Source organism: Bifidobacterium colobi, from assembly GCF_018555455.1.
Taxonomy (GTDB): domain Bacteria; phylum Actinomycetota; class Actinomycetes; order Actinomycetales; family Bifidobacteriaceae; genus Bifidobacterium; species Bifidobacterium colobi.
Genome location: NZ_JAFEJU010000002.1, coordinates 368,015 through 392,764 on the forward strand (window position 1 = coordinate 368,015; position 24,750 = coordinate 392,764).

At 58.8% G+C, this 24,750-nt stretch carries 19 protein-coding genes, 1 tRNA gene and 1 pseudogene; 12 read left to right on the top strand and 9 right to left on the bottom strand.

The window, feature by feature from the left end; genetic code table 11:
* Positions 1-121: 121 nt before the first annotated feature.
* The 3 genes from JS530_RS03735 to JS530_RS03745 all read left to right on the top strand — a co-directional run bounded on the left by JS530_RS03735 (position 122) and on the right by JS530_RS03745 (position 2,359).
* Positions 122-298, top strand: a complete 177-nt coding sequence (locus JS530_RS03735; protein WP_214375863.1) for a hypothetical protein — start codon at positions 122-124, stop codon at positions 296-298.
* A gap of 145 nt (positions 299-443) precedes the next feature.
* On the top strand, positions 444-1,013 hold the full coding sequence (locus JS530_RS03740) for a hypothetical protein (RefSeq protein ID WP_214375864.1): 570 nt from the start codon (positions 444-446) through the stop codon (positions 1,011-1,013).
* Between the two features lie 26 nt (positions 1,014-1,039).
* Entirely contained in the window at positions 1,040-2,359 is a 1,320-nt protein-coding gene (locus JS530_RS03745) for an SPFH domain-containing protein (protein WP_214375865.1), read from the top strand.
* A 195-nt stretch (positions 2,360-2,554) separates the two neighbouring features.
* On the opposite strand, the gene JS530_RS03750 is transcribed toward JS530_RS03745, so the two are convergent.
* Positions 2,555-3,532, bottom strand: coding sequence for an aldo/keto reductase family protein (locus JS530_RS03750; protein ID WP_214375866.1), 978 nt, complete (start codon positions 3,530-3,532; stop codon positions 2,555-2,557).
* A 178-nt stretch (positions 3,533-3,710) separates the two neighbouring features.
* The gene (locus JS530_RS03755) at positions 3,711-5,030 is read right to left on the bottom strand and encodes a lactonase family protein (protein WP_240541076.1); all 1,320 of its coding nucleotides are present in this window, start codon (positions 5,028-5,030) and stop codon (positions 3,711-3,713) included.
* A 220-nt stretch (positions 5,031-5,250) separates the two neighbouring features.
* Between JS530_RS03755 and JS530_RS03760 the strand changes: the two genes are divergently transcribed.
* On the top strand, positions 5,251-5,850 hold the full coding sequence (locus tag JS530_RS03760) for a hypothetical protein (protein ID WP_214375867.1): 600 nt from the start codon (positions 5,251-5,253) through the stop codon (positions 5,848-5,850).
* Between the two features lie 11 nt (positions 5,851-5,861).
* Here the strand turns inward: JS530_RS03760 and JS530_RS03765 are convergent, their stop codons facing one another.
* Positions 5,862-6,422: a DNA-deoxyinosine glycosylase gene (locus JS530_RS03765; protein ID WP_214376040.1), complete on the bottom strand. Its 561-nt coding sequence runs from the start codon at positions 6,420-6,422 to the stop codon at positions 5,862-5,864.
* A 223-nt stretch (positions 6,423-6,645) separates the two neighbouring features.
* On the opposite strand from JS530_RS03765, the gene JS530_RS03770 reads away from it, so the two are divergent.
* Positions 6,646-7,242, top strand: a complete 597-nt coding sequence (locus JS530_RS03770) for a DUF4230 domain-containing protein (RefSeq protein WP_214375868.1) — start codon at positions 6,646-6,648, stop codon at positions 7,240-7,242.
* Between the two features lie 153 nt (positions 7,243-7,395).
* Here JS530_RS03770 and JS530_RS03775 read toward each other — a convergent pair whose 3' ends face one another.
* From JS530_RS03775 to purT, 4 genes are all read right to left on the bottom strand, one after another.
* Entirely contained in the window at positions 7,396-7,680 is a 285-nt protein-coding gene (locus tag JS530_RS03775) for an ATP-binding protein (protein WP_240541077.1), read from the bottom strand.
* A gap of 150 nt (positions 7,681-7,830) precedes the next feature.
* Entirely contained in the window at positions 7,831-11,583 is a 3,753-nt protein-coding gene (locus JS530_RS03780; protein ID WP_214375869.1) for a phosphoribosylformylglycinamidine synthase, read from the bottom strand.
* 72 nt (positions 11,584-11,655) lie between these two features.
* On the bottom strand, positions 11,656-12,405 hold the full coding sequence (gene purC / locus JS530_RS03785) for a phosphoribosylaminoimidazolesuccinocarboxamide synthase (RefSeq protein WP_163228947.1): 750 nt from the start codon (positions 12,403-12,405) through the stop codon (positions 11,656-11,658).
* 74 nt (positions 12,406-12,479) lie between these two features.
* Positions 12,480-13,787: a formate-dependent phosphoribosylglycinamide formyltransferase gene (gene purT / locus JS530_RS03790; RefSeq protein WP_240541078.1), complete on the bottom strand. Its 1,308-nt coding sequence runs from the start codon at positions 13,785-13,787 to the stop codon at positions 12,480-12,482.
* A 233-nt stretch (positions 13,788-14,020) separates the two neighbouring features.
* Between purT and JS530_RS03795 the strand changes: the two are divergent.
* Positions 14,021-15,241: pseudogene (locus tag JS530_RS03795) on the top strand (pyridoxal phosphate-dependent aminotransferase).
* Positions 15,242-15,377: 136 nt separating this feature from the next.
* Positions 15,378-16,538 (top strand): glycosyltransferase, encoded by a 1,161-nt coding sequence (locus JS530_RS03800; protein ID WP_214375870.1) that lies wholly within the window; start codon positions 15,378-15,380, stop codon positions 16,536-16,538.
* A gap of 32 nt (positions 16,539-16,570) precedes the next feature.
* Here the strand turns inward: JS530_RS03800 and JS530_RS03805 are convergent, their stop codons facing one another.
* Together JS530_RS03805 and JS530_RS03810 are read right to left on the bottom strand one after the other, a co-directional pair.
* On the bottom strand, positions 16,571-17,596 hold the full coding sequence (locus JS530_RS03805) for a threonine aldolase family protein (protein WP_214376042.1): 1,026 nt from the start codon (positions 17,594-17,596) through the stop codon (positions 16,571-16,573).
* A 516-nt stretch (positions 17,597-18,112) separates the two neighbouring features.
* Positions 18,113-18,188: transfer RNA gene (locus tag JS530_RS03810), tRNA-His, on the bottom strand.
* Between the two features lie 391 nt (positions 18,189-18,579).
* Between JS530_RS03810 and JS530_RS03815 the strand changes: the two genes are divergently transcribed.
* The 5 genes from JS530_RS03815 (at position 18,580) to tuf (ending at position 24,605) form a co-directional block, all read left to right on the top strand.
* Positions 18,580-19,641 (top strand): bile acid:sodium symporter family protein, encoded by a 1,062-nt coding sequence (locus JS530_RS03815; RefSeq protein ID WP_214375871.1) that lies wholly within the window; start codon positions 18,580-18,582, stop codon positions 19,639-19,641.
* 591 nt (positions 19,642-20,232) lie between these two features.
* Complete coding sequence (gene rpsL / locus JS530_RS03820) at positions 20,233-20,604, top strand: 30S ribosomal protein S12 (RefSeq protein WP_003813881.1); 372 nt, start codon at positions 20,233-20,235, stop codon at positions 20,602-20,604.
* 5 nt (positions 20,605-20,609) lie between these two features.
* Positions 20,610-21,080 carry a 30S ribosomal protein S7 gene (rpsG, locus tag JS530_RS03825; protein WP_214375872.1) on the top strand — a complete coding sequence of 157 codons (471 nt, stop codon included), beginning with the start codon at positions 20,610-20,612 and terminating at the stop codon, positions 21,078-21,080.
* 27 nt (positions 21,081-21,107) lie between these two features.
* Positions 21,108-23,231, top strand: a complete 2,124-nt coding sequence (fusA, locus tag JS530_RS03830; protein WP_214375873.1) for an elongation factor G — start codon at positions 21,108-21,110, stop codon at positions 23,229-23,231.
* Between the two features lie 174 nt (positions 23,232-23,405).
* Entirely contained in the window at positions 23,406-24,605 is a 1,200-nt protein-coding gene (tuf, locus tag JS530_RS03835) for an elongation factor Tu (RefSeq protein WP_214375874.1), read from the top strand.
* Positions 24,606-24,750: the final 145 nt, after the last annotated feature.

A 24,750-nucleotide genomic window follows, 5' to 3' on the forward strand; every position in this document is an offset into this window, starting at 1 on the left:
CACGGTGGGCGCATTCCGCAGGCGAGCTCAATGATGGCTCGCCTCGTATGCGTGCGCTCGCTGACATGTGCGCCAATACCGGTTTGAGTATTTCCTCGCCTGCGTCATTCGGAGGGGATGAATGACGCGTCCATTTACCCAGTTGGCATCCGCCATTCTGCACGGCATGCGTGCCGTCGATGACATTGCGCGCGATGTTGCGGCACGCGATGACGAGTCCGGCGCTGACAACGAACAGCACGACTCCAAGCTGACGCAGTATCCGTCAACCCCGCGCAGCATTAATGATGATGGCTGAAATGCAGCAAGACTGATGCTCGGAATCACCGGATTGCTGCAATTGGAGTCAACTGGCATTTCCATGCGCTGAAATCGCGTGTTTGCGAGCTTTGCAATTGCGTGAAGGATTAAGGTAGGAGAAAAGAAGCAAAGGAGCGTTAATCATGGCATCTGCATTGCATGCGAATCCCGGCGAGCGTGAGATTCTGTCGACCAGAGCATGGGTACAGGGTGAAGGCACGTGGGGTACTAATAAATTGTGCCAAGTGCTGCTCACCGATAAGAATCTGATCGTGGGCGTTGAAGGATTCCTCGGTGGCATCAAGGAGATGCGTACATATCCGGTCAGCCAAATCATCGTGGTCAATGGCAATGCCCAAGTGCGGGCTACGAGCGAAGGTGCTGCCGAAATCGATACCAAACAGGGGCATCTTTCCCTGCATATGGAATCCAGAAACGAAGCGAAGAAGTTCGCTGACATGCTCCGGCAGCTGGTCACCACCGGAACAGTGGACACCTCGAAAGATGAGGCCGGATTCCTGGCCGACATGGCCGGGCAGCTTGGCGGCACATTGAAGGACACCTTTGGCTCGTTCACCAAGGAACTCGGAATCGGCGGCCAGCTAGGCAACAAGCAGGTTTCCATAACTTGCAGCGGGTGCGGTGCCACGTTGAACGGTACCAAAGGGCAGACCGTGCAATGCCCGTATTGCGACGGCATGCGTCAGTTGTGAGTGAGAGCGATTAGGAAGGTAGAACAATGGCGTTAGTTCAAGCATTCGCGGGAGCGCTCGGCGGCACGTTCGCCGATATGTGGAAGGACATCATCACCGTAGGCCCGTTCGACGAGCGTACCGTGGTGATGCCGGGTGTGCTGCAACAGACCAATCGCGGTCGCGGTTCGAACACGCGCGGCTCCGAAGGTGTGATCTCCAACGGCTCCAAAATCTACGTGCCGGTGGGAACAGCCGCATTCATCTACGATCAGGGCGGTATTGAAGCCGTCATCACCCAGGCCGGCGGTTACGAGTACCAGAACGGTGAAAGCACCATTTTCAACGGTGACGGCATCGGCAAATCAGTGTTCGACACCATCGGCGACCGTTTCGCATTCGGTGGTCAGCCATCCGTCACCAAACGCGTGGCTTTCATCAATCTGCGTGAGATTCGCGGCATCAAATTCGGCACCCCGGCACCGCTCGTTTACCATGACCGGTTCTACGGCACCGATTTGGAGATTCGCGCGCGTGGTGCCATGTCCTTGCAGGTGACCGATCCGGTCAAGTTCGTGTGTAACTTCGTGCCCGCCAATCTGGACTACTACACGTTCGATGATCCGCGGGCGCGCTCGCAGGTGTTGTCTGAATTCCTGCAGTCGTTCATGGTGGCGGTTAATTCGCTCTCCGATCAGTACCGTATCTCTCAGCTGCCGGCGCAATCCAATGCGATTGCGAAGAATGTGGCCGCCGATGAGGCGAATGCTGGAACGTGGCCTGAACGTTTCGGCTTCTCTCTGGTGGGCATCGGCATCGAAAGCATCGAATTTACGCCCGAGTCTCGTGAGTTGGTCAAGCGCTACTCGCAGCAGCACATGGATATGAAGGCATACGAGGATATCTCGGTGCAGGCCGGCAATATGGCGGCGCAGCAGAAGATTGCGCAGGGCATCCAGAACAATGGACTGGGTAATATGGGCGGCATGATCTTCGGCATGAACATGGCCCAAGGGCTTGGGCCGGCAGCTCAAGTGCCGGGAGCTCCGGGTGCCGGTGTTTGGCCCGGCCAGCCAGCCGCCGCGCCCGCGACTGCGGCTCCTGCAGCGGCGACTGCCTCGCCGGTAGCACAGCCATCTGCTCCGGCAGCACCTGCAGCACCAGCAGCACCAGCTGCGCAGCCTGCCGCGGCGCCGGCCGCACAATCTGCAACACCAGCCGCTCCAGCGCCTGCACAGCCTGCCGCGCCCAGCATGTCGCTTGAAGAGCAGCTCAGCGCGGTGAAAAAGCTTAAGGAACTGTTGGATGCCGGCATCCTTTCTCAGGATGAGTTCGATGCCAAGAAGAAGCAGATTCTTGGACTGTAGGTGAATGCTGCAGTGCGATAAGCGCGCAATCAACCTTGAATGCAAAAAGTGCCGCGACCATGCGATGATTCGCTATGGTCGCGGCACTTTATTGTTGGATATCGTTTGGATGATACTGCTGCGGCTCTGGCGGCATCGCGGTGGACGATGTGTGATCCGAGCCGCAGAGCCGCGTCAGCCGAGCTGTGGAATCAATCAGCCAACGTGACGCTCAAAGCGGTGGAAGCCGGTGATCTTGTCGATTTCAGCCATCGCATCAGCCGGAATCTCAAAGCCGGAAGCCTTGAGGTTGTTCTCCAGCTGGCTCGGCTTGGAGGCGCCGGCGATTACGCAGCTGATTTCCGGATGCTGCAGAATCCAAGCCATCGACAGAATCGGCAGGTTGGTGCCGAGTTCGTCGGCCACCTTGCGCAGCTGCTCGACCTTATCGAGGTTCTCGTCAGTCAAGAGGTCGTTGATCTGATGGTCGGACTGCCAGGTTGCGCGGGAGCCAGCCGGTAGCGGCTGCCCCTTGCGGTACTTGCCGGTCAGGAGACCCTGAGCGAGCGGGGAGAACGTGGTGATGCCGATGCCAAGCTTGCGGCAGGTGCCCATGATCTCATGCTCGATGTAACGGTCCTGCAGGTTGTACTGCGGCTGCACCACGGTGATCGGGTACAGGTTGTAGCGGTCGATGATGCGCTGGGCTTCCTCCAAACGGGCGGAACCCCATTCCTCGGAAACGCCGTAGTAGAGCACCTTGCCCTGAGCCACCAGATCGCTCATGGCGCGCAGGGTTTCGGTCAGGTCGGTGGTCTCGTCGAAACGATGGCAGAAGTACATGTCGAGGTAATCAAGCTGCATGTTCTTCAGCGTCTGGTCGATGCTCTCGAAAATGTGCTTGCGGGACAGGCCGCGATCGTTGACGCCTTCGCCGGTGGGGAAGAACACCTTGCTGGAGATGACCAGTTCCTTGCGCGGGTACTCCTTCAGCACTTCGCCGAGGAAGCGTTCTGCCGCGCCGCCCGAGTAGGCGTCGGCGCAATCGAAGAAGTTGACGCCGTTATCGTACGCCAGCTTCACGGTTTGCTTGGCTACATCCTCGGCTGCGGTGCCCTTGAGGTCGGTGACCCAGCTGCCCAGTGCGATTTCGCTGATCTTCAGGCCGGACTTGCCAACGCTGCGATACTTCATTGTTGCTCCTTCGTGTTTGCATGTCGCGTGCGGAGTGGGAAGCTTACTGCTGTCTCCTGCGCCACACCAGCTGTTTATCGATAATATCACGGTCCGCCCGTGAACGCTAACAGTTCCTAGTAAAGTGCTTCAACCATACTTGAACGCAAATCGAGCGCCGTCGGCATGTCGCCAACGATTACAGCTGTACGAATACGGTGGGGGAGCCGGATGGCAGGTCCGCAACGCGAGTGGGTTCACCATCAGCGGCAAGCGCGAACGCCGTCACGGTATTGGATACCTCATTGGCCACGAGCAGCAGATTGCCGATTGGCAGAATATGACGTGGACGACTGCCGCCGCAATTGACGCCGTGCCCCTGCCAACCGGGCTCGTTGGTCGCAGCTAAACGGTTGAGCCGCTGGCCATCCCAGCCCAGCGCCACAATCCGCTCCGAACCACGCAAACCAACATAAGCAATGCCGGAACTATCGCGGCCCACATCATCGGCAATACTGCCGACTACTGATCCGACAACGGCTCCGATGGCACCGTTATGCTCAGCGGAGACAACGCTGCCGGTTGCCGTGCCGACTAGCGCGCCGGCTCGTGCGCCGGTGGGTGACTGTGCGCTGCTGCCGGCAGCATGCGCATCCTTGTCCAGTACGCTCCACGGCACAAAAGCCAGCGAAGCTGCCTGATCGAGCGGGTCGCCACCGAGTTCCACGGTTTGCACTATCGCGATTCCGGCAGTCGCATCCGAATCTGCAGTAGGGGCAAGCAGCGTGACCGTGTTGCCCCACTCGCCGACTACGGCTACACGCCAATCATGCTTAGTAGTGCCGCCGGCTGCCGGCAGCAGATGCATATCGCGCGGACCGGTGCCGGGTGCCAAACGCACGGCACCATCGCGCACGAGTTCGCCGGAGTCCCAATGATGCACATAGATGCGGTCGGCGCCCAAATCAGTGGACAGTACGCGACCATCCGGCAGCGGGAGAATCCAATGCGCATGCGGGCCTTCCTGAGCGGGAAGCGGACCATGGCCTTCACCAATCAGTGTTTGCGTAGCTTCAAGCACCGAACCGTCGGCGGCTATTGGATGCACGCAGACGTGACCATCGGCATAGCATGCCACAATCAGATGCCTGGCACCAGAATCATCGGTGCACACCACGGCGTGCGTGGGACTTGCACCAGGCGTTGCGACGCGGGAAAGCTCGGCAAGATGCAAATCGTTGCCAGCTTCGGCCGACGCGATGCGGAATGCCGCCACTTCATTCGTGTCTTCCAACACGGCATAGAGCAGGTCGCCGTCTCGAGTCATCCAAGTGGGGGAGGACACCTCGGCCAGCACGCCGTTCTTCTGAAGCGCGACCGAGAGGGCGGCGCTGTCATTGCTTGCCGTAGTCACCTGTACTGCTTCGATGCCTGGGCAAGACGAACCGCGCAAAGCCCCGAAACCGCCGGTAAGTACCGTTGCAAACACATCATTGTTCATCGCAGTCGAATCAATCATGGTGCCTAATCTACTCCTGAGCGTATGGGATGAGGTTGTATTTGCAAAGATTTGTCATAGTGGGCTATCGCGGTAATAACTATGCGATGCTGCTTGGAGAGTTCCTTGTCGATGAACATTGCTGTGCCGCTCAAGGTGCTACGTTGACCAATACGATGGTTGGTTGTAGCTGGAAACGCCGCGCTACCCTGCGTTCACCATGGGGCGTCAGAATGAGGCCATGGGCATGAGCACGGATTGGATGTGCGGCGACGAGAGACTGGGCCGCAGGGTGTGGCTGCGCCGTCGTGGCCATTGGATTCTGTTCACGCTGGCGGTAGTGTCGATCGCCATGGGTGTGTGCGGGTTGATTCTCGCGCCGCTCGATGACTGGATGAGACGATCGACTCATGGCGATCCGCCGTTCGATGTGGCCACGATTATCATCGTCGTTGTGCCGACTGCTGCCGTTCTGTTCGCCTTTTTCTATCTGAGGTGGCGGCTTCGTGGCCGGCCCGAACACCTGCTGGCTGTGCCGACGAAATCCTGGCCTGTCGAACCTGTCGCCTTCCCTGATACGACCGACAACGATGGGGATCCAATCAAAAGCGACGTCCGATTCATCCTGTTCACGCCCGATACGGACCGGACGTTCACCATGCCTCTGCGGGCGGGGTCCAGCACACGTACCGGCGTCATCACGGTGCGCGGAGGCCGCATTCGGCTCGATGCCGTGCGTGAGACGCAAGCCACACGGCTGCGGCCGGGAAACGATCAGAATTCGTGGCTGGAGGCTGGGCTGGAGTACGACGACGATTCGGACGCAATACTCGTGAGGTGACGGAGCCTCGGTCAGGCTAACCGTATGGCTGCTTCCTGAAAAGCGCGGCGGTAGTCGGCAATCAAATCAGTCAGATGTTTGGACGCGTTGGCCGGACTGGTGGATGGCAATGGGGTCATGTTGATATTGATTTGAGCTGTAGTCAGTTCCGGCATAATCAATGTACGGTACAGCTGTGCGGCTTTCGCGCCGGTAGTGAAGATATGAGTAATCGGTGCGTTGATAAGGATTGGTGCCAGGTCGTTTGGAATTGCGTTGCGAATACTGGCGTCGCTGGCGCCGGTGATATCGCAGGAGGCGATGACATCCCACAAGGCAATGCCGTGGCGCAAGGCAAAAGCACGGCGGGATTCAACCGAATCGCCTGCACGATCGTTCAGGTTGTCTGGGTCGGCGAACAGCGCTTCCATGACCGGCCAGAATCGATTGCGCGGGTGCATATAATAGAACGCCGCTTCCCGAGACTTGGGACTCGGCATTGACCCGAGAATCAGGATTCTCGATTCGCTATTCCACACTGGTCCAAACCCATGCTCCACGTGGGTGAGCCGCTGTCTGATCTGTTGCGCCATACTTTTTATACTAAACGGCCATTGTGCCTGGCGGATATGCTTCATGAATAGTTAATACCATTGAGGGTATTTTGCATTAATTAATTCCAGTGTTTTATATCATCAAGCGTCATTGACGGTATACGAATATTAACGCAGTCTAAATAGTACTGCAGCTTAATGAACGAGCTCAGCGCAATGGTACGTAGGTTTGCTACACAAGTGGTAGTGCGGGAGAGAACAAATGAAGAAGATTGTGCGCATTGGAGCCGGCGTTGTGACGGTGATTGTGGTGCTGCTTGTAGGACTGTTCGTCTACGGGCAGTTTTTCGCGCCCAAGGGCCCAACGCTGACCAATACGATGGTCGCTAAGCAGTTGGAGAAGATTCAGGATCTTACCACTGCCAAGGAAACGGACTATGGCTTCGAAAAATACGATGAAGGCAGTATCAAATTCGTCAATAAGAAGTCGTTCACCATGTTCTACGCGTTCGAGGCTCGCGCTGGAATCGATTTGAGCAAGGCTGATATTTCAGTGAACAAGACCAATAAGACCATCGATATCAAATTGCCAGCACCAACGATTCAATCGGTATCGGTAGACCCGGATTCACTGGAATTCTTTGACCAGGAGTCTTCCATGTTCAGTTCCGCAAGTGTGGACGATGCGAAAACAGCATTGCAGGATGCCAAGAACGCTGCCGAAAAGAAACTCAATAAGGGAGAGTTGCTGAAGGTGGCGAATAAGCAGGCCAAGGATGTAATTGAGCGTATGTATTCGCCGGTTGCCGAAACGGATGGCTACACGGTGAATGTGATTACCACTGAGCCGGAGAGCTAGTTCGGCCATCAATGATTGATATGACAAGGGCGGTGCTGGAGATTGAAATGCTCCCGCACCGCCCTTGTCATACCATCCGATCGGATGTTTCATATAAGGTACTTGTCGCCGGGCACGTTCACGTACAGGGCACAATATTGTTTGATGGTAGCTCTAATCATCGTTGCTGAGCAGCCAGTCAATGATGTTGATTTGCTGGATGCCGGCGTGGTTGCCATTGCCGATGCGATCCATGGTGAGCAACGTCTTTGGGTGGTTGTCGTTAATGGACTGCAGTGGTTTCAATTCACGCGAAAGAGTGTTCTCGTCCATCACCGTGAGCGATACCTGATAGTACCGGTCGCCGGTAGGGTCGGGGGTGTAGAAATCTACCTCCGTGGTGCCGACCTTACCGATATACACGTTGCGGTGACGGCGCAGTAGCTCAAGATAAATCACATTCTCGATACGATGACCAAGGTCGCCAGCGGTTTTGAAAGATGCGGTACCTAGACTGATAAAACTTTTGATGTTTGCTTGATGATTGATACGAATACGAAGGAGGGCGGGAAACCAAGTGGCTTCCCGCCCTCCTACACTGATTGGCGGTTACGCGGCGAAGTATTCCACGCCGGCCTCGAAGATCGGCTGGTACTTATCGCCGGGCACGTTCACGTACAGGCCGTTGCCGGAGCGCTCGGAGTGGCCCATCTTACCGAACACACGGCCGTCCGGGCTGGTGATGCCCTCGATGGCCAGGAGCGAACCGTTCGGGTTCACGTCGAGGTCCATACCGGGCACGCCTGCCTCATTCACGTACTGGGTGGCGATCTGACCGTTGGCCTTGAGCTGAGCCAGCACCTCGTCGGAGGCCACGAAACGGCCTTCGCCGTGGGAGATGGCCACGGTGTGCACATCGCCGACTTCGGTGCGAGACAGCCACGGGGACAGGTCGGAGGCCACGCGCGTACGCACCAGGCGGCTCTGGTGACGGCCGATGATATTGAACGTCAGCGTCGGGCATTCGGCGGTCATCGGCACGATGTCTCCGAACGGCACCAGACCCAGCTTGATCAGCGCCTGGAAACCATTGCAGATGCCGAGCATCAAGCCATCGCGGTTCTTCAACAGGTCGCGCACCGCTTCGGTGACGGCCGGGGCGCGGAAGAACGCGGTGATGAACTTGGCGGAACCATCCGGCTCATCACCACCGGAGAAGCCGCCAGGAATCATCACGATCTGGCTCTTGTTGATTTCCTCAACCAGAGCGGCGGTGGATTCAGCCACGGCAGCCGGGGTCAGGTTGTTGATCACCAGCGTGTGCGCTTCGGCGCCGGCGCGCTCGAAAGCGGCGGCGGAATCGTACTCGCAGTTGTTACCCGGGAACACCGGGATGATGACGCGCGGCTTGGCCACGCCGGCACCCGTGTACACGGTCTTCTTCACGCCGGCAGCCTCGGTATGGAAGTCGATGGTCTCCACAGTCTGACCCTTTTCGGCACCCTTGGAACGGTACGGGAACACGGACTCGATGCTGCCCTCCCAAGCGTTCTGCAGTTCAGCCAAATCGATGGTCTCACCGGCGGCGCTGAATGCGTACGCTTCGGTGGTTACACCGATTTCGCCCACCTCGACCAGGTTGGAGACGGCCGGAATCTTCTCGTTGTCCTTGAGCTCAACGATGAACGAGCCGTAAGCCGGAGCGAACAGGTCGTCGGCGGTGATGCCGTCGTTCAGTTCCACGCCGATGCCGTTGCCCACAGTCATCTTGAACAGGGCTTCAGCGGTACCGCCGTAGCCCGGAGTGGACACGGCCAGAGCGGTGTGGAAGTCGGTGAGCTCCTCGACCAGTGCAAAGGCATCGAGCAGCGCATCCTTATCCGGAGTCAGGCCATCGGCCAGGTAACGCGGTGCGATACGCACGATGCGGTGGCCGGCACCCTTGAACTCGGGGGAGGTAGCGCGCTTCATGTTGCCCACGGCCACGGCGAAGGAGATCAGGGTCGGCGGCACGTCCAGATCCTCGAAGGAACCGGACATGGAATCCTTACCGCCGATGGCGCCAGCGCCCAGATCAACCTGAGCCATCAAAGCGCCGAGCACGGCAGCGGTCGGCTTGCCCCAGCGTTCCGGCTCGTCGCGCAGCTTCTCGAAGTACTCCTGGAAGCTCAGGTACGCCTTCTCATGCTCGAAGCCGGCGGCCACCAGCTTGGCCAGCGACTCGACCACGGACAGGTAAGCACCGGTGAACTGGTTCTTCTCCATGATGTACGGGTTGAAGCCCCAAGCCATCGCGGAAGCGGTGGTGGTCTCGCCGAACACCGGGAACTTGGCCACCATGGCCTCGTTCGGGGTGAGCTGCTTGACACCACCGAACGGCATCAGCACCGTGCCGGCGCCGATGGTGGAGTCAAAGCGCTCGGACAGGCCCTTGTTGGAGGCCACATTGAGGTTGGTCACCAGAGCGTGGAAGCGATCGGACAGGGAACCCTTGGTCCATTCGGACGGCACGGCGTAGACCTGCTGGGCTTCGACGTGCACAATCTGATGCTTGGAAGCACCGTTGGAGGCCAGGAACTCACGGGAGAGGTTCACGATCTCGTCGCCGTTCCAGGTCATCACCATGCGCGGATCTTCGGTCACCGTGGCGATCACGGTGGCTTCGAGGTTCTCCTCGCGGGCGTAGCCGAGGAACTCGTCCACATCTTCGGCGGCAACGTCCACGGCCATACGCTCCTGGGATTCGGAGATGGCCAGTTCGGTGCCATCCAGACCCTCGTACTTCTTCGGCACGGTGTTCAGGTCCACGTACAGGCCGTCAGCCAGCTCGCCGACCGCCACGGAAACACCACCGGCACCGAAATCGTTGCAGCGCTTGATCAGACGGCAGGCATCGCCACGGCGGAACAGACGCTGCAGCTTGCGCTCCACCGGAGCATTACCCTTCTGCACCTCAGCGCCATCGAGCTCCAGCGACTCCACATTGTGGGCCTTGGAAGCGCCGGTTGCGCCGCCGATGCCGTCACGGCCGGTACGACCACCCAGCAGGATGATCTTGTCGCCCGGAGCCGGGGTCTCACGGCGCACATGATCGGCCGGAGTGGCAGCGACCACAGCGCCAACCTCCATGCGCTTGGCCACATAACCCGGGTGGTAGATTTCATCCACCTGACCGGTGGCCAGACCGATCTGGTTGCCGTAGGAGCTGTAGCCGGCGGCGGCGGTGGTCACCAGCTTGCGCTGTGGCAGCTTGCCTTCCAGAGTCTGGGAGACCGGCACGGTCGGGTCGGCGGCACCGGTCACACGCATGGCCTGGTACACGTAGGAGCGGCCGGACAGAGGGTCACGGATGCAGCCGCCGATGCAGGTGGCGGCGCCACCGAATGGTTCGATTTCGGTGGGGTGGTTGTGGGTCTCGTTCTTGAACAGGAACAGCCAGTCCTCGTCGTGGCCGTTCACGTCAACCTTGACCTTGACGGTGCAGGCGTTGATTTCCTCGGACTCGTCCAGACCCGTGAGTATGCCGTTCTTCTTGAGCCACTTGGCGCCGATGGTGCCCATGTCCATCAGGCACACCGGCTTGGCGTCGCGGCCGAGCTCGTGGCGCATTTCGAGGTAACGGTCGAATGCGGCCTTGACTACGGCATCATCGATGTTCACTTCGTCGAGTTCGGTGCCGAATGTGGTGTGGCGGCAGTGGTCGGACCAGTAGGTGTCGATCACCTTGATTTCGGTGATGGTAGGCTCGCGGCCCTCTTCGGCGAAGTACTTCTGGCAGAATTCCAAATCGGCGAGATCCATGGCGAGACCACGCTCGTCGATGAACTTCTGGCCGGTCTCGGCGTCCATCTCATCGAAGCCCTTGATGACTTCCACCTTGCCGGGCACCGGCACCTGGGTCTTCAGGGTTTCCTTGGTTTCGAGGCTTGCCTCGCGGGCCTCAACCGGGTTGATGACGTAGTGCTTGATGGTTTCGACATCAGCATCGGTCAAATCGCCTTCGAGCGCGTAGACCTTGGCGGAACGTACGGTCGGACGCTCACCCTGGGAGATGAGCTGGATGCACTCGGCCGCGGAATCAGCGCGCTGATCGAACTGGCCGGGCAGGAACTCGGTGGCGAACACCTTGGCCGAACCGAAGTCGGGCAGGTCGTAGGAGACGTTGTCCACCTGAGGTTCGCTGAACACGGTGGGAACGGTCTGGTTGAACAGGTCTTCGGAAATGCCTTCGGCGTCGTAACGGTTCACGATGCGCAGGCCCGTCAGGCCGGTGACGCCCAGAATGGTGCGCAGTTCGCCGGCGAGCTGCTGCGCTTCGACGTCAAAGCCGGGCTTCTTTTCCACATAAACGCGGAAAACCATGGAAATCCTTTCCTAACAATCGTAAAAAGACAAATTGGCTCCCTTCGTCAGAGGGGAGCCAAAAGAAATGAATCAGGCGACTTCGATGCCTTCGGACTTGGCCAGCTCGGCCAGACGACCTTCAATCTCCTCGTAAGCCGGGATGATGGAGCCCAGGCCACGGCGGAACAGATCCTTGTCGAGGTGCTCCACCTTGCCGGAGTGATCACGCTGATCCCACAGACGGCAGGAGTCCGGGGTAATCTCGTCGGCCAGCAGCAGCGTGCCGTCGGAAGCGCGACCCATCTCGATCTTGAAGTCCACGAGCTTGACATCGATTTTGGCGAAGATGTCAATCAGTGCCTCGTTGATCTTGCGAGCCAGCGGAGCAATCTCAGCGAGATCCTCGCGGGTGCACACGCCCAAAGCCACCAGATCATCGTCGTTGACGAACGGATCGTGCAGATCATCGTTCTTCAGGAAGTACTCGAGCACCGGCTCCTTGAGCGGCAGGCCTTCCTCAACGCCCAGGCGGGAGCAGAAGTGGCCGGCAGCGGTGTTGCGCAGCACAATCTCCAGCGGGAACATGTCCATCTTGCGCACCAGCTGAGCGGTGTCGTTCACGCGCTTAACGAGGTGGCTGTCGATGCCGCGAGCCTTGAGCAGATCGAAAATGATCGTGGTGATGAGGTTGTTCAGACGACCCTTGCCGGTGAAGTCCTCTTTCTTCTCACCGTCGCCAGCGGTGGCGGTGTTCTTGTATTCGACCCACAGGATGTCGGGATCGTCGGTTGCGTACAGTTGCTTGGCCTTGCCCTCGTAGAGCTTTTCCAGCTTCTCCATAACTCGCCTTTCAGGAGTGGAATTCTGGGTGAACTAACGGTAAAAGGGTATCAACGATAGGTGACACCCAAGGGCTACCGGACGTCAATCTCCAACGCCTCGGCCACGCGCCCCGCCTTGGCTCGTGCGTCGGCTTCATCGGCGCCAATGGCAAGTGCCACGGCCATACGGCGGTGGCCATGCACTTCCGGCTTGGCGAAGATGCGCAGGTCGGTGCTAGGCTCGGCCAACGCTTCAGCCACATTGGTGAATTCGGCCTCACCGTCGCCGGCAACCACAATCGCGTGGCTGGCGGCCACGGCGCCGTTCGGCAGGCTCAACGCCACATGCTCAGCCGTAATCGGCAATCCCAAAATCGCGCGTGCATGCAACGCGAATTCGCTCAAGCGCTGGGAAGCCATCGTTACCATGCCGGTATCGTGCGGGCGAGGGGAGACCTCGTTGAACAAAATCGAGCCATCGGTCAGCACGAAGAGTTCCACGCCGAACACACCCCAACCGGTTTCCCCGGCCTTGCGCGCACGCGCCACCAGACCCTCGACCGCGGCGCGAGCAATCTCCTGTGCACGCTCGGCCTCACCGGCCGGTTCGGTAGCCGGCTGCCAGGATTCGCGATAATCGCCGGATTCCTGACGTTGACCAATCGGCGCGCAAGTCACAATACCGGCCGAAGAACTTACAGTCAGCACCGTCAGCTCGCGCTCCAGCGGAGCCAAAGCCTCCACAATCACGCGGGACACATCACCCTCATCAGCGGCACGGCGACCTTCCTGAGCCTCAACCCAAGCCGCATCAATAGCCTCAGCCGAACGCACTACGGACTGACCATGACCAGACGAGCTCATCACCGGCTTGACCACGCACGGGTAGCCCACTTCGGCAGCACCGGCGCGCAGTTCTTCCAGAGAACCGGCAAAACGATACGGCGTGGTCGGCAAACCAAGCTCCTCATGAGCCAGCACACGCAGACGCTCGCGATCCATGCAAATCGCCGCAATCTCAGCGCTCGGCACCACCTGGGCGCCAGCGGCTGCAGCCCCGGCCAGCACATCAGTGGCAATAGCCTCCACCTCAGGCACAATAATGTCCGGCTTGACCTCATCGAACAGGGACTGCAGCGCATCGGCGTTCGCCATATCCAGCACACGATACTCGTGCGCCACCTGCTGCGCCGGAGCGCCCGCATACGAGTCAGCGGCACATACCCAAGCGCCCAGGCGCATCAGCTCGATGGTCACTTCCTTGCCGAGCTCGCCGGAGCCCAGAAACAGTACGCGAGTGGGATGCTCGCCCAGCGGAGTGCCAAGCGGACGGTCGCTGGCGAGCGAAGCAGGAGCGGAAGCGGAGGAATTGGCAACAGTGTTCACGTGAGTCTCAGTCATACCCACATTTTGCCATGCCGCACGAATTTTGCTGTTGGTAACCTGTCATAAATCTTGCGTATAGACACGCCGTTGCATGAGCGGCAAAGCTCCCGTACCTTAGCAATCACCGGCCGATTTGTTCAGCGCGGTCGGGCCAACGTTTGAAGGGAATCACTTGCGAGGCAAGGCGCAATCAAAGCACATGGATGCTTCGCAAGTGGATGCACATGGATGATGGAAAGGGACTGGACATGCCGGTGCAGATTGAAGCACTGATTTCCAAACGTGCGGCGAATCTTCCCGCCAACCCCTTCGCCGAAGCAGACGCCAGAGCCGCAGCAGCCATCGCAGCCGGACGCGACATCATCGACCTCAGTAAAGGCAACCCAGACGGTCAGCCGCCTGCCTTCGTACAGGATGCGCTCGCCGCCGCCGCACATGATCCATCCGAATTCCGCTACCCGCCGTTCGACGGATTGCCGCAGTATCTCGACGCCATCGCCGGCTGGTATGAGCGCGAGCATGGCGTCAGCGTGAATCCCGCCACTGAGCTGCTTGCCACATCCGGCTCGTCGGTCGGCATCGCCACCGTGATTCAGGCGCTAATCGATCCGGGAGACACGGTGGTGGCAGTGGATCCCTACTACCCGCAGTATGAAGGTTCCACCGCGGTGGCTGGCGGCCAGTTTGCAACGATTCCAGCCAGTGAAGCCCACGGTTTTCTGCCTGACTTGGATGCCGTGGACCCGGCATTGTGGACGCGCGCGAAACTGCTGATTGTGAATTATCCGAACAATCCCACCGGTGCGGCGGCAACTCCGGAACTGTATGCTGCCGCCGTGCGATTGGCGAAACAGTACGGGTTTGTGATTCTCAACGATTTCGCCTACGCCGGTTTGGAATTCAGCGGTGAACAATCGCTCAGTATTTTGCAAACGCCTGGTGCGCTCGATGTGGCCGTGGAACTGGGCTCGCTTTCGAAAATGTATATGGTGGCCGGCTGGCGCGGTGGATTCGTGGCGGGCAATGCCGATGTGTTGGCTGCGGTCAAGGCTGTGCACCGGCAGACTGCGGTGCTCGCCTCCAGTGTGATTCAACAAGCCGGTGCCGTGGCGTTGAACTCCGACTAGTCCACGGTAGGGGAGTTGGCGGCGCAATATCAGCATCGTTATGCAGTGGTACGCGATGGCCTGCGCGGCAGTGGATTGGAAGTCGTTGAGGCGCATGGTGGATTGTTCGCATGGGCGCGTGTGCCGGAATCATTTAGGGCTGCGCATGGTGCCGGCGATGGCGTCGGCACGTCGGATGCTTTTGTCGATTGGCTGCTGAGCAATGCTGGTGTGGCGTTGATGCCGGGCTCCTGCTTTGGTGAGGTCGGCGAAGGATGGGTGCGCATCAGTCTGCTCAAGCACACCGCTGAGTTGTATCAGGCGGTGGCGCGTGTGCGGCGGGCGTTGGAAGTCGTGCGGTAGTCAGTCAATCTGCGACTTAGTAATGAGTCAATTAAATTAGTCAATCTTTGCCGCGCCACACCATTGCGCGGCTCGGGCTGCCTGAGAACCCCGTGCGATGGGCGCAATGATGATGCCTGGTGCATACAATGAAGCAATGCGCGAAAACGGGAAAGAAGAGAGCATCGATAGGCCGTTGACCATTGCCTTGGTGGTGGATACTGTGGGCAATCAGGGCAACGGCACTTCGAACTCCGCTCTGCAATGGGCCGCTGAGCTGGAGCGTCAAGGACATCATGTGCGCTTGGTCGGGGTCGGTGCTCCGGAATATCCGGCGCGAGTAAACAAAGTGCCGCTGGTTTCCTGGGTGGCTTCCAAACAGCTGATGCAGTTCGCGCAACCCAGCGACACCCTGTTCCGCACCGCATTCCAGGGCGTGGACGTGGTGCATATTTATATGCCGTTCAAGTTTGGGCGTCATGCCGCCAAAGTCGCGCGGCAAATGGGCATTCCGGTGACTGCCGGCTTCCACTTGCAGCCGGAGAACGTACTGTATTCGGCCGGTCCGCTGCGCCATATCCCCGGGGTTTCCGCGTTCCTGTACTGGCTGTTCAAGCATTGGCTCTATAAGCGCATCGACCATATTCATGTACCGACCGAAATGACCGCATCCCTGTTGCGCTCGCACGGCTATAAGGCGAAGTTGCATGTGATTTCCAACGGGTATTCACCCGTGTATAAGCCGGTCAAGCCGGTTGACCCGGATGCGGCCACGCCGGTGCCGTTCCGCATTGTGGCGTCAGGGCGACTGGCGCGTGAGAAGGACCAGATTACGCTGATTAAGGCGATTTCCATGTCTCGCCATGCCGCGGATATTCAATTGGTGATTGCCGGCACCGGCCCGCTGCGACGTTACCTGACCTTCCGCGCGGGACGTTTGCTGGCTCGCAAGGCGGACATCGGATTCCATAAGCATGTGGAAATGCCGCAGCTGCTGCGCTCCGGCGACCTGTTCGTGCATTGTTCGATTGCGGACATCGAATCGGTGAGCGTAATCGAGGCGATGGCTTGCGGTCTGGTGCCGGTGATTGCCGCTTCGGAACTCTCGGCGGCAAGCCAGTTCGCCCTGCTTGACGAGTCGCTGTTCCCGGTGCGCGACGCGGCCCTGCTGGCTCGCCGCATCGACTGGTGGATTACGCATCAGCGTGAACGTGCCGAATGGAGCGCCAAATACGCCCAGAACACCAAGGAACACTATTCCGTGGAGGCCTCGGTTCACAAGTTCGTAGACATGGAGCGCGAGGCCATCGGCGAATAGTGATCGAGCGGCAGCTAGTTTTACAGCTGGTTTTACAGCAGTTCGATCAGCTGATTGACTTCCTCGTCGGTAGTGGCCCAGCTCGTGCAGATACGCATCACCGTGTGGGTATCGTCGGCCTTTTCGGTGAACCCGAGCTTGACGTGCTGAGCCAGGCGATCGATGGTCGGCTGATCGAGGGTCACGAAAATCTGATTGGTCGGGGCCTCGAACGTGAGCTGGTAGCCCTTGGATTTCAACGCTTCGCGAATACGGTCGGCGGCGATATTGGCGTTACGCGCGATGTTGAAGTAGAGGTCATCGGTAAACAGCGCATCGAACTGTGCTCCCAGCACAAAGCCCTTGGCCAGCAATGCGCCATGCTGCTTGATCTGGGTGAGGAAATGCTTTGGCGTGTTGTGCTTGGTGAACACTACAGCCTCGCCGAACAGCGCGCCAACCTTGGTGCCGCCGATGTAGAACACGTCTGCAATGCGGGCCAAATCAGGCAGTGTGAGGTCGCTGCCGGTGGCGGTCAGTGCATAGCCGAGGCGCGCGCCGTCTACAAATAAGGGCATGTCATACTGATGTGCCACCTTGGCAAGCGCTTCCAGCTCAGCCTTGGTGTATATGGTGCCGTATTCGGTGCTCTGCGACACATAGACGCAGCCGGGGAAGACCATGTGCTCGTAATTGCCGTCCGCGTAGAAGGTCTTGCAGAACTCATCGAGTTCGTTGGCGTCCATCTTGCCGTTGTGATGGGGGAGTGTGAGCACTTTATGCCCGCTGAATTCGATGGCGCCGGCCTCATGCACGTTCGGATGGCCGGAAGTCACCGTTACTACACCGGCATAAGCAGGGGTAATCGTATCAATCACCACCTGATTGGTTTGCGTACCGCCCACGAGGAACCACACATCGGCATCCGGGCAGTCGCAGGCTTCTCGGATCTTATCCTTGGCCTGCGCGGTTAGTTCATCGGATCCGTAGCCGGAATACAGGTGCTCGTTGGCGCGCACTACAGCATCAAGCACGGCGGGGTGCGCTACGCGGGAGTAATCATTCTCAAAAGACAGCATCATTCATCCTCTGGATTGGGCTTCGTACAGCAATAGCCTCGAGTCTACAACGCTGGTTCATTTGATACAGAGCTGTATGACGCTCTGAGTCGGCCGAAACGGCGCTATGTATGCGGGATAACCATGAGGTCGCATACATAGTGAGGGTTTGACCGTGCGAAACGGCGCTATGTATGCGAGGCTTCCGTCCAGCCGCATACATAGTGAGGGTTTGACCACATGAACCGGCGCTATGTATGCGGCACCTTCGTTGGACCGCATACATAGTGAGGATTTGGATAAGCGTCGCGATGCGACGAGCGGTTTTTCTGGCGCACGTGCCCTGCATATGCCCAGTGCGTGCGATTCGCGTGCGATATACGTGCAACTAGCAGTGGAACAATGGACCTTGCACCATGCATTTGCGTTGGCGCAGGAAGGGCTCCCTCAATTTGCGTGATCGAAGGTCCGAAGCTCGGAAACGGAGGAATTCCGCGGCTGAGAACGAAAAACCCCTCCGATTTCTCGGAGGGGTAATGGGGTGGCCAACGCGGCTCGAACGCGCGACCTTCTGAACCACAATCAGATGCTCTACCAACTGAGCTATGGCCACCATCGAAGCACAATCGCTCACTGCTTTTGCGCAACAGATGGATACTATACACGAATCTTGCGGGTGGTAAACATCGGCGTGTCGCGCTAGGGGTGGGAGAGCTGCGATGAATCTGTGCTGATGCACGAAGTGCCGGCTCCGGGCGGTGACCCATATTGCACGTGCAGTCGAAACGAGTCGGTGAAGCGGTAAACGGAAGAAATGGGTGATGCTGCGTCTCGATTGATTGTACTGTGCGGTAGCTGAATGTTTCATGAGTGATACATGATGCGATTGCGCGGGCTGCTTGCGGCAATGTGACCGCGCCCACAATGTGAACACAATGTTTCGTCTACGTCGCCTCTGGCCTAGTTTCTTACCTTGACATTTCCAAACGAGAGAGAGAAACACTATGGAAAAGGTTAAAGCGTTCGCCGATTGGCTGACCAAGTGGTTCACGGTCATCGTGATCGTGTGGGCCGTGTTTAACTACTTTGTGCCGCAGGCCAGCCTGTGGGGCAAGCCGTACACCGGCTACATGCTGGGCATCGTGCTCTTCGGCATGGGTCTTACCCTGTCTCTGGATGACTTCAAGCGCATCCTCACCCAGCCGCTGATGGTCATCGTCGGCACCATCGCCCACTTCGTCATCATGCCGCTTATCGCTGTGCTGCTGTGCTGGATCTTCCGCCTCGATGGCGCTCTGGCCGTCGGCGTGATCCTGGTTGGCTGCTGCCCGTCCGGTACTTCCTCCAACGTGATGAGCTACCTGTCCCGCGGTGACGTGGCTCTGGACGTCTCCATCGGCATCCTCTCCACCCTGTGCGCTCCGTTCATGATCCCGCTGCTGATGCAGTGGCTGGCCTCCCAGTACGTCACCGTGCCGGTCGAGTCCCTGTTCCTCAACGCCGTCAAGGTGGTGCTCTTCCCGATCGCCCTTGGTGTGATCTGCCATATGATCTTCGGTAAGAAGATTGAAAAGGTCACCGTGGCCCTGCCGATCGTCTCCCAGGTGGCCATCCTCCTGATCATCGGCGTTGTGGTTGCCGCCAACGGCCCGAAGCTGTTCGTGGCCTCCTCCCTCATGGCCATCCCGGTGGTCATGCTGCACAACCTCTCCGGCTACGCTCTGGGCTTCGGCTTCTCCAAGCTGATGTACAAGATCTACCCGAAGGGCTTCCGTTACGCTCAGCAGAAGGCCATCACCTTCGAGGTTGGTATGCAGGACTCCGCACTGGGTGCAACCCTGGCTCTGGCTTCCTTCGCTTCCAACCCGATCGCCGCTGTGCCGTCCACCTTCTTCTCCGTGTGGCACAACATCTCCGGCTCCATCCTCTCCAGCTGGTGGCGTAACCACGATGACAAGCACGAGATTCACTGGGATTCCGATAACGGTGAGAAGGGCTCCGCTAAGGACGCCGATTCCGTGCATGCCTTCGATGCCGACAAGGCTGTTGCCAAGACCGAGGCCTGATTCGGTACTGGTCTGAAACGGATTAGCTGCACGTTTCAGAACCACTGACTACAACCGCTCCTGCTTACTCCCGATTGATGTATCGGGCGTTTTGCAGGAGCGGTTTTGCTATACTTGGGATTGCGGAAAGCGATCAAGGTAAACGGCAAGGTAGCCGGTTCCGCAGATGATTTCCATAACAAAAGAACCCAATAGGCAACAACAACATTAGGTGATAGCTAGTTAGGTGCATGGTGTTTCCTCCTTGGCGGTGCCCCCGAGTGACATAGTCTCCTCGGGGGCATCTGCCGTCTGGTGGAACTTTGTGCCGGCGCGTCGTTGTCCGGGGAATTCGTAATATAGATATTCGTGTGTGCCAACGGCATGCCTTATGTAACAGGTGTGCGCGCTGGGATATCCTTCACGCCGATGATCGCACGCAGTAATGCGAACGCGGGAGGCGGGAAGGCCATCGGGCCGGTGGACTGGGCTAACTTTTGACTATTCGTCAAGCGTGAGACTACTCAGCGCAAGAACGATTCAGTGAAAAGTGTGGGCGCAGTGCGGCGGTCACACGAAAGTAAGAGAAACCACTGAATCGGAGAATTCAAGTTGCCTACTATTGAACAGCTCGTCCGTAAGGGACGTCAGGCAAAGCCGAAGAAGTCCAAGACTTTGGCACTGAAGGGAAGCCCGCTGCGTCGCGGCGTGTGCACCCGTGTCTACACCACCACCCCGAAGAAGCCGAACTCGGCTCTGCGTAAGGTTGCCCGTGTGCGCCTGTCCTCCGGCATCGAAGTCACCGCCTACATTCCGGGCGAAGGCCACAACCTGCAGGAGCACTCCATCGTGCTCGTGCGCGGCGGCCGTGTGAAGGATCTGCCGGGTGTGCGTTACCACATCGTGCGTGGTGCACTCGATACCCAGGGCGTCAAGGACCGTAAGCAGGGTCGTTCCCTGTATGGAGCAAAGAAGGCGAAGTAAGAGATATGTCACGTAAGGGACCTTCCAAGAAGCACGTCGTGCTGCCCGATCCGATCTACGGTTCCACCGTGGTGGCGCAGCTCATCAACAAGATTCTGCTTGACGGCAAGAAGTCGATCGCCGAGGACATCGTGTACTCCGCTCTCGACATGATCAAGGAGAAGTCCGACCAGGAGCCGGTCGCTGTTCTCAAGCGCGCCCTGGACAACATCCGTCCGTCCCTCGAGGTTCGCTCCCGCCGTGTCGGTGGCGCTACCTACCAGGTGCCGGTCGAGGTCAAGCCGAACCGCGCTAACACCCTGTCTCTGCGCTGGCTGACCGACTTCTCCCGCGCCCGTCGCGAGAAGACCATGGCCGAGCGTCTCGCCAACGAGATTCTGGATGCTTCCAACGGCCTCGGTGCTTCTGTCAAGCGTCGCGAGGATACTCATAAGATGGCAGAGGCCAACAAGGCCTTCGCTCATTACCGCTGGTAATTCATTCCAGGAGAATAAGGAATAACGATGGCTCAAGAGATTTCGGACCTTCACGACGTCCGCAATATCGGCATCATGGCTCACATCGATGCCGGTAAGACCACCACTACCGAGCGAATTCTGTTCTACACCGGTAAGAGCTACAAGATCGGTGAGGTCCACGATGGCGCTGCCACCATGGACTTCATGGCTCAGGAGCAGGAGCGCGGCATCACCATTCAGTCCGCTGCAACCACCTGCTTCTGGAACCGTCAGACTCACGATACCAAGGACAAGTTCCAGATCAACATCATCGATACCCCTGGCCACGTGGACTTCACGGCCGAGGTGGAGCGCTCCCTGCGCGTGCTCGATGGTGCCGTTGCCGTGTTCGACGGCAAGGAAGGTGTGGAGCCGCAGTCTGAGACCGTGTGGCGTCAGGCCGACAAGTACAGCGTTCCGCGTATCTGCTTCATCAACAAGATGGATAAGCTGGGCGCCAACTTCTACTACTCCGTCGACACCATCAAGCAGAAGCTGGGTGCCAACCCGATCGTGATGCAGCTGCCGATCGGCGCTGAGAACGACTTCTCCGGCGTTGTCGACCTGGTTGAGATGCAGGCCTACGTCTGGAACGGCACCGAAGGCCTCGGCGCCAAGTACGACACCACTGAGATCCCGGACGATCTCAAGGACAAGGCTGAGGAATACCACGAGAAGCTCGTGGAAGCCGCTGCCGAAGCCAACGACGACCTCATGAACAAGTTCTTCGAGGAAGGCGAGCTGTCCAAGGAAGAGATCCGCGCCGGCATCCGTCAGCTGACCATCGACCGCAAGGCCTTCCCGGTCTTCTGCGGCTCCGCCTTCAAGGACAAGGGTGTGCAGCCGATGCTGGACGCCGTTGTCGATTACCTGCCGTCTCCTGAAGACGTGCCGGCAATCAAGGGCTACAAGCCGGGCGACGAGTCCGTCGAGATCGACCGCAAGCCGACCAAGACCGATCCGTTCTCCGCTCTGGTCTTCAAGATCTCCACCCACCCGTTCTACGGCAAGCTCGTGTTCGTGCGTGTCTACTCCGGTTCCGTCAAGCCTGGCGACACCGTGCTCGACTCCACCCGCGAGAAGAAGGAACGTATCGGCAAGATCTTCCAGATGCACGCCGATAAGGAGAACCCGATGGATGTGGCCGATGCCGGCAACATCTACACCTTCGTTGGCCTGAAGAACGTCACCACCGGTGACACCCTGTGCGCCATCGATGAGCCGATCACCCTCGACTCCATGACCTTCCCGGATCCGGTGATCCAGGTTGCCGTCGAGCCGAAGACCAAGGCTGATCAGGAGAAGATGGGCATCGCTCTGGCCAAGCTGGCTGAAGAGGATCCGACCTTCCAGGTCACCACCGACGAAGAGTCCGGCCAGACCCTGATCGCAGGTATGGGCGAGCTCCAGCTCGACATCATCGTCGACCGTATGCGTCGTGAGTTCAAGGTGGAGTGCAACCAGGGCAAGCCGCAGGTTGCATACCGCGAGACCATCCGCAAGGCCGTCATGGACCAGGGCTACACCCACAAGAAGCAGACTGGTGGTTCCGGCCAGTTCGCAAAGGTCCTGATGAACTTCGAGCCGCTCGACACCACCGAAGGCAAGACCTTCGAGTTCGAGAACGCCGTCACCGGTGGCCACATCTCCCAGGAATTCATCCCGTCCATCGAGGCTGGCGTCAAGGAAGCCATGGAATCCGGTATTCTCGCCGGCTTCCCGGTTGTGGGCGTCAAGGCCACCGTCACCGACGGTCAGATGCACCCGGTCGATTCCTCCGAAATGGCCTTCAAGCTTGCAGGTTCCATGTGCTTCAAGGAAGCTGCTCCGAAGGCTAAGCCGGTCATCCTCGAGCCGATCATGAAGGTCGAGGTCCGTACTCCGGAAGAGTACATGGGCGAAGTCATCGGCGATCTGAACCAGCGTCGTGGCAACATCCAGTCCATGACCGACGCCATCGGCGTCAAGGTCATCGACGCCAAGGTCCCGCTGTCCGAGATGTTCGGCTACATCGGCGATCTGCGCTCCAAGACCCAGGGCCGCGCCATGTTCACCATGGAGATGGACTCCTACGACGAGGTCCCGAAGAGCGTCGCCGAAGAGATCATCAAGGCCCAGCGCGGCGAGTGACACGCGCCACTAGCTGAAGCTAGCCAGTGTCTCCAGTCAGCGGTATTATCGTGTACCGCTGACTGGGTTCTGGCTCTTCAAAGTGGCACATAACCCAGAAACCCAGTAGAATAGAGCGAGTGCCTACGCGAAAGTGTGTAGGAAACTCACGAGACGTCCAGGAGGACAAGAGTAATGGCAAAGGAAAAGTACGAGCGTACTAAGCCGCACGTTAACATTGGTACCATCGGCCACGTCGATCACGGTAAGACTACCCTGACTGCCGCCATCTCCAAGGTGCTGCACGAGGAGTTCCCGGATGTCAACCCGGAGTACGACTTCAACCAGATCGATTCCGCTCCGGAAGAGGCCGCCCGCGGTATCACCATCAACATCGCCCACATCGAGTACCAGACCGCTAAGCGTCACTACGCTCACGTCGACTGCCCGGGCCACGCCGACTTCGTGAAGAACATGATCACCGGTGCTGCCCAGATGGATGGCGCTATCCTCGTTGTGGCCGCCACCGACGGCCCGATGGCTCAGACTCGCGAGCACGTGCTGCTCGCTCGTCAGGTGGGCGTTCCGAAGATTCTCGTCGCTCTGAACAAGTGCGATATGGTCGAGGACGAAGAGCTCATCGAGCTCGTTGAGGAAGAGGTCCGTGACCTCCTCGACGAGAACGGCTTCGATCGCGACTGCCCGATCATCCGCGTCTCCGCTTACGGCGCTCTGCACGATGACGCTCCGGACCACGAGAAGTGGGTTGAGCAGATCAAGAAGCTCATGGACGCTGTCGACGAGTACATCCCGACCCCGGTTCACGACCTGGACAAGCCGTTCCTGATGCCGATCGAGGACGTCTTCACCATCTCCGGCCGTGGTACCGTTGTCACCGGTCGTGTCGAGCGTGGCCAGCTGGCCGTCAACACCCCGGTCGAGATCGTTGGTATCCGTCCGACCCAGCAGACCACCGTCACCTCCATCGAGACCTTCCACAAGACCATGGACGCCTGCGAGGCTGGCGACAACACCGGTCTGCTGCTGCGTGGTCTCGGCCGTGACGATGTCGAGCGTGGCCAGGTTGTGGCCAAGCCGGGCTCCGTTACCCCGCACACCAAGTTCGAGGGCGAAGTCTACGTGCTGACCAAGGACGAAGGCGGCCGTCACTCGCCGTTCTTCTCCAACTACCGTCCGCAGTTCTACTTCCGTACCACCGACGTCACCGGCGTCATCGAGCTGCCGGAAGGCGTCGAGATGGTTCAGCCGGGCGACCACGCTACCTTCACCGTTGAGCTGATTCAGCCCATCGCAATGGAGGAAGGCCTGACCTTCGCAGTGCGTGAAGGCGGCCACACCGTTGGCTCCGGTCGTGTGACCAAGATCCTCGCCTGATTCCCTGAATCACGCAAGAATCTACGCTTGAACTAGCGTTATAACAATCCCCTCCGAGTTTCCTCGGAGGGGATTGTTTTGTTGTTGCGCCCATATGAATACCGCTAGCACGAAGCATAAGGTTTAGGCATAGCTGCATATGGGT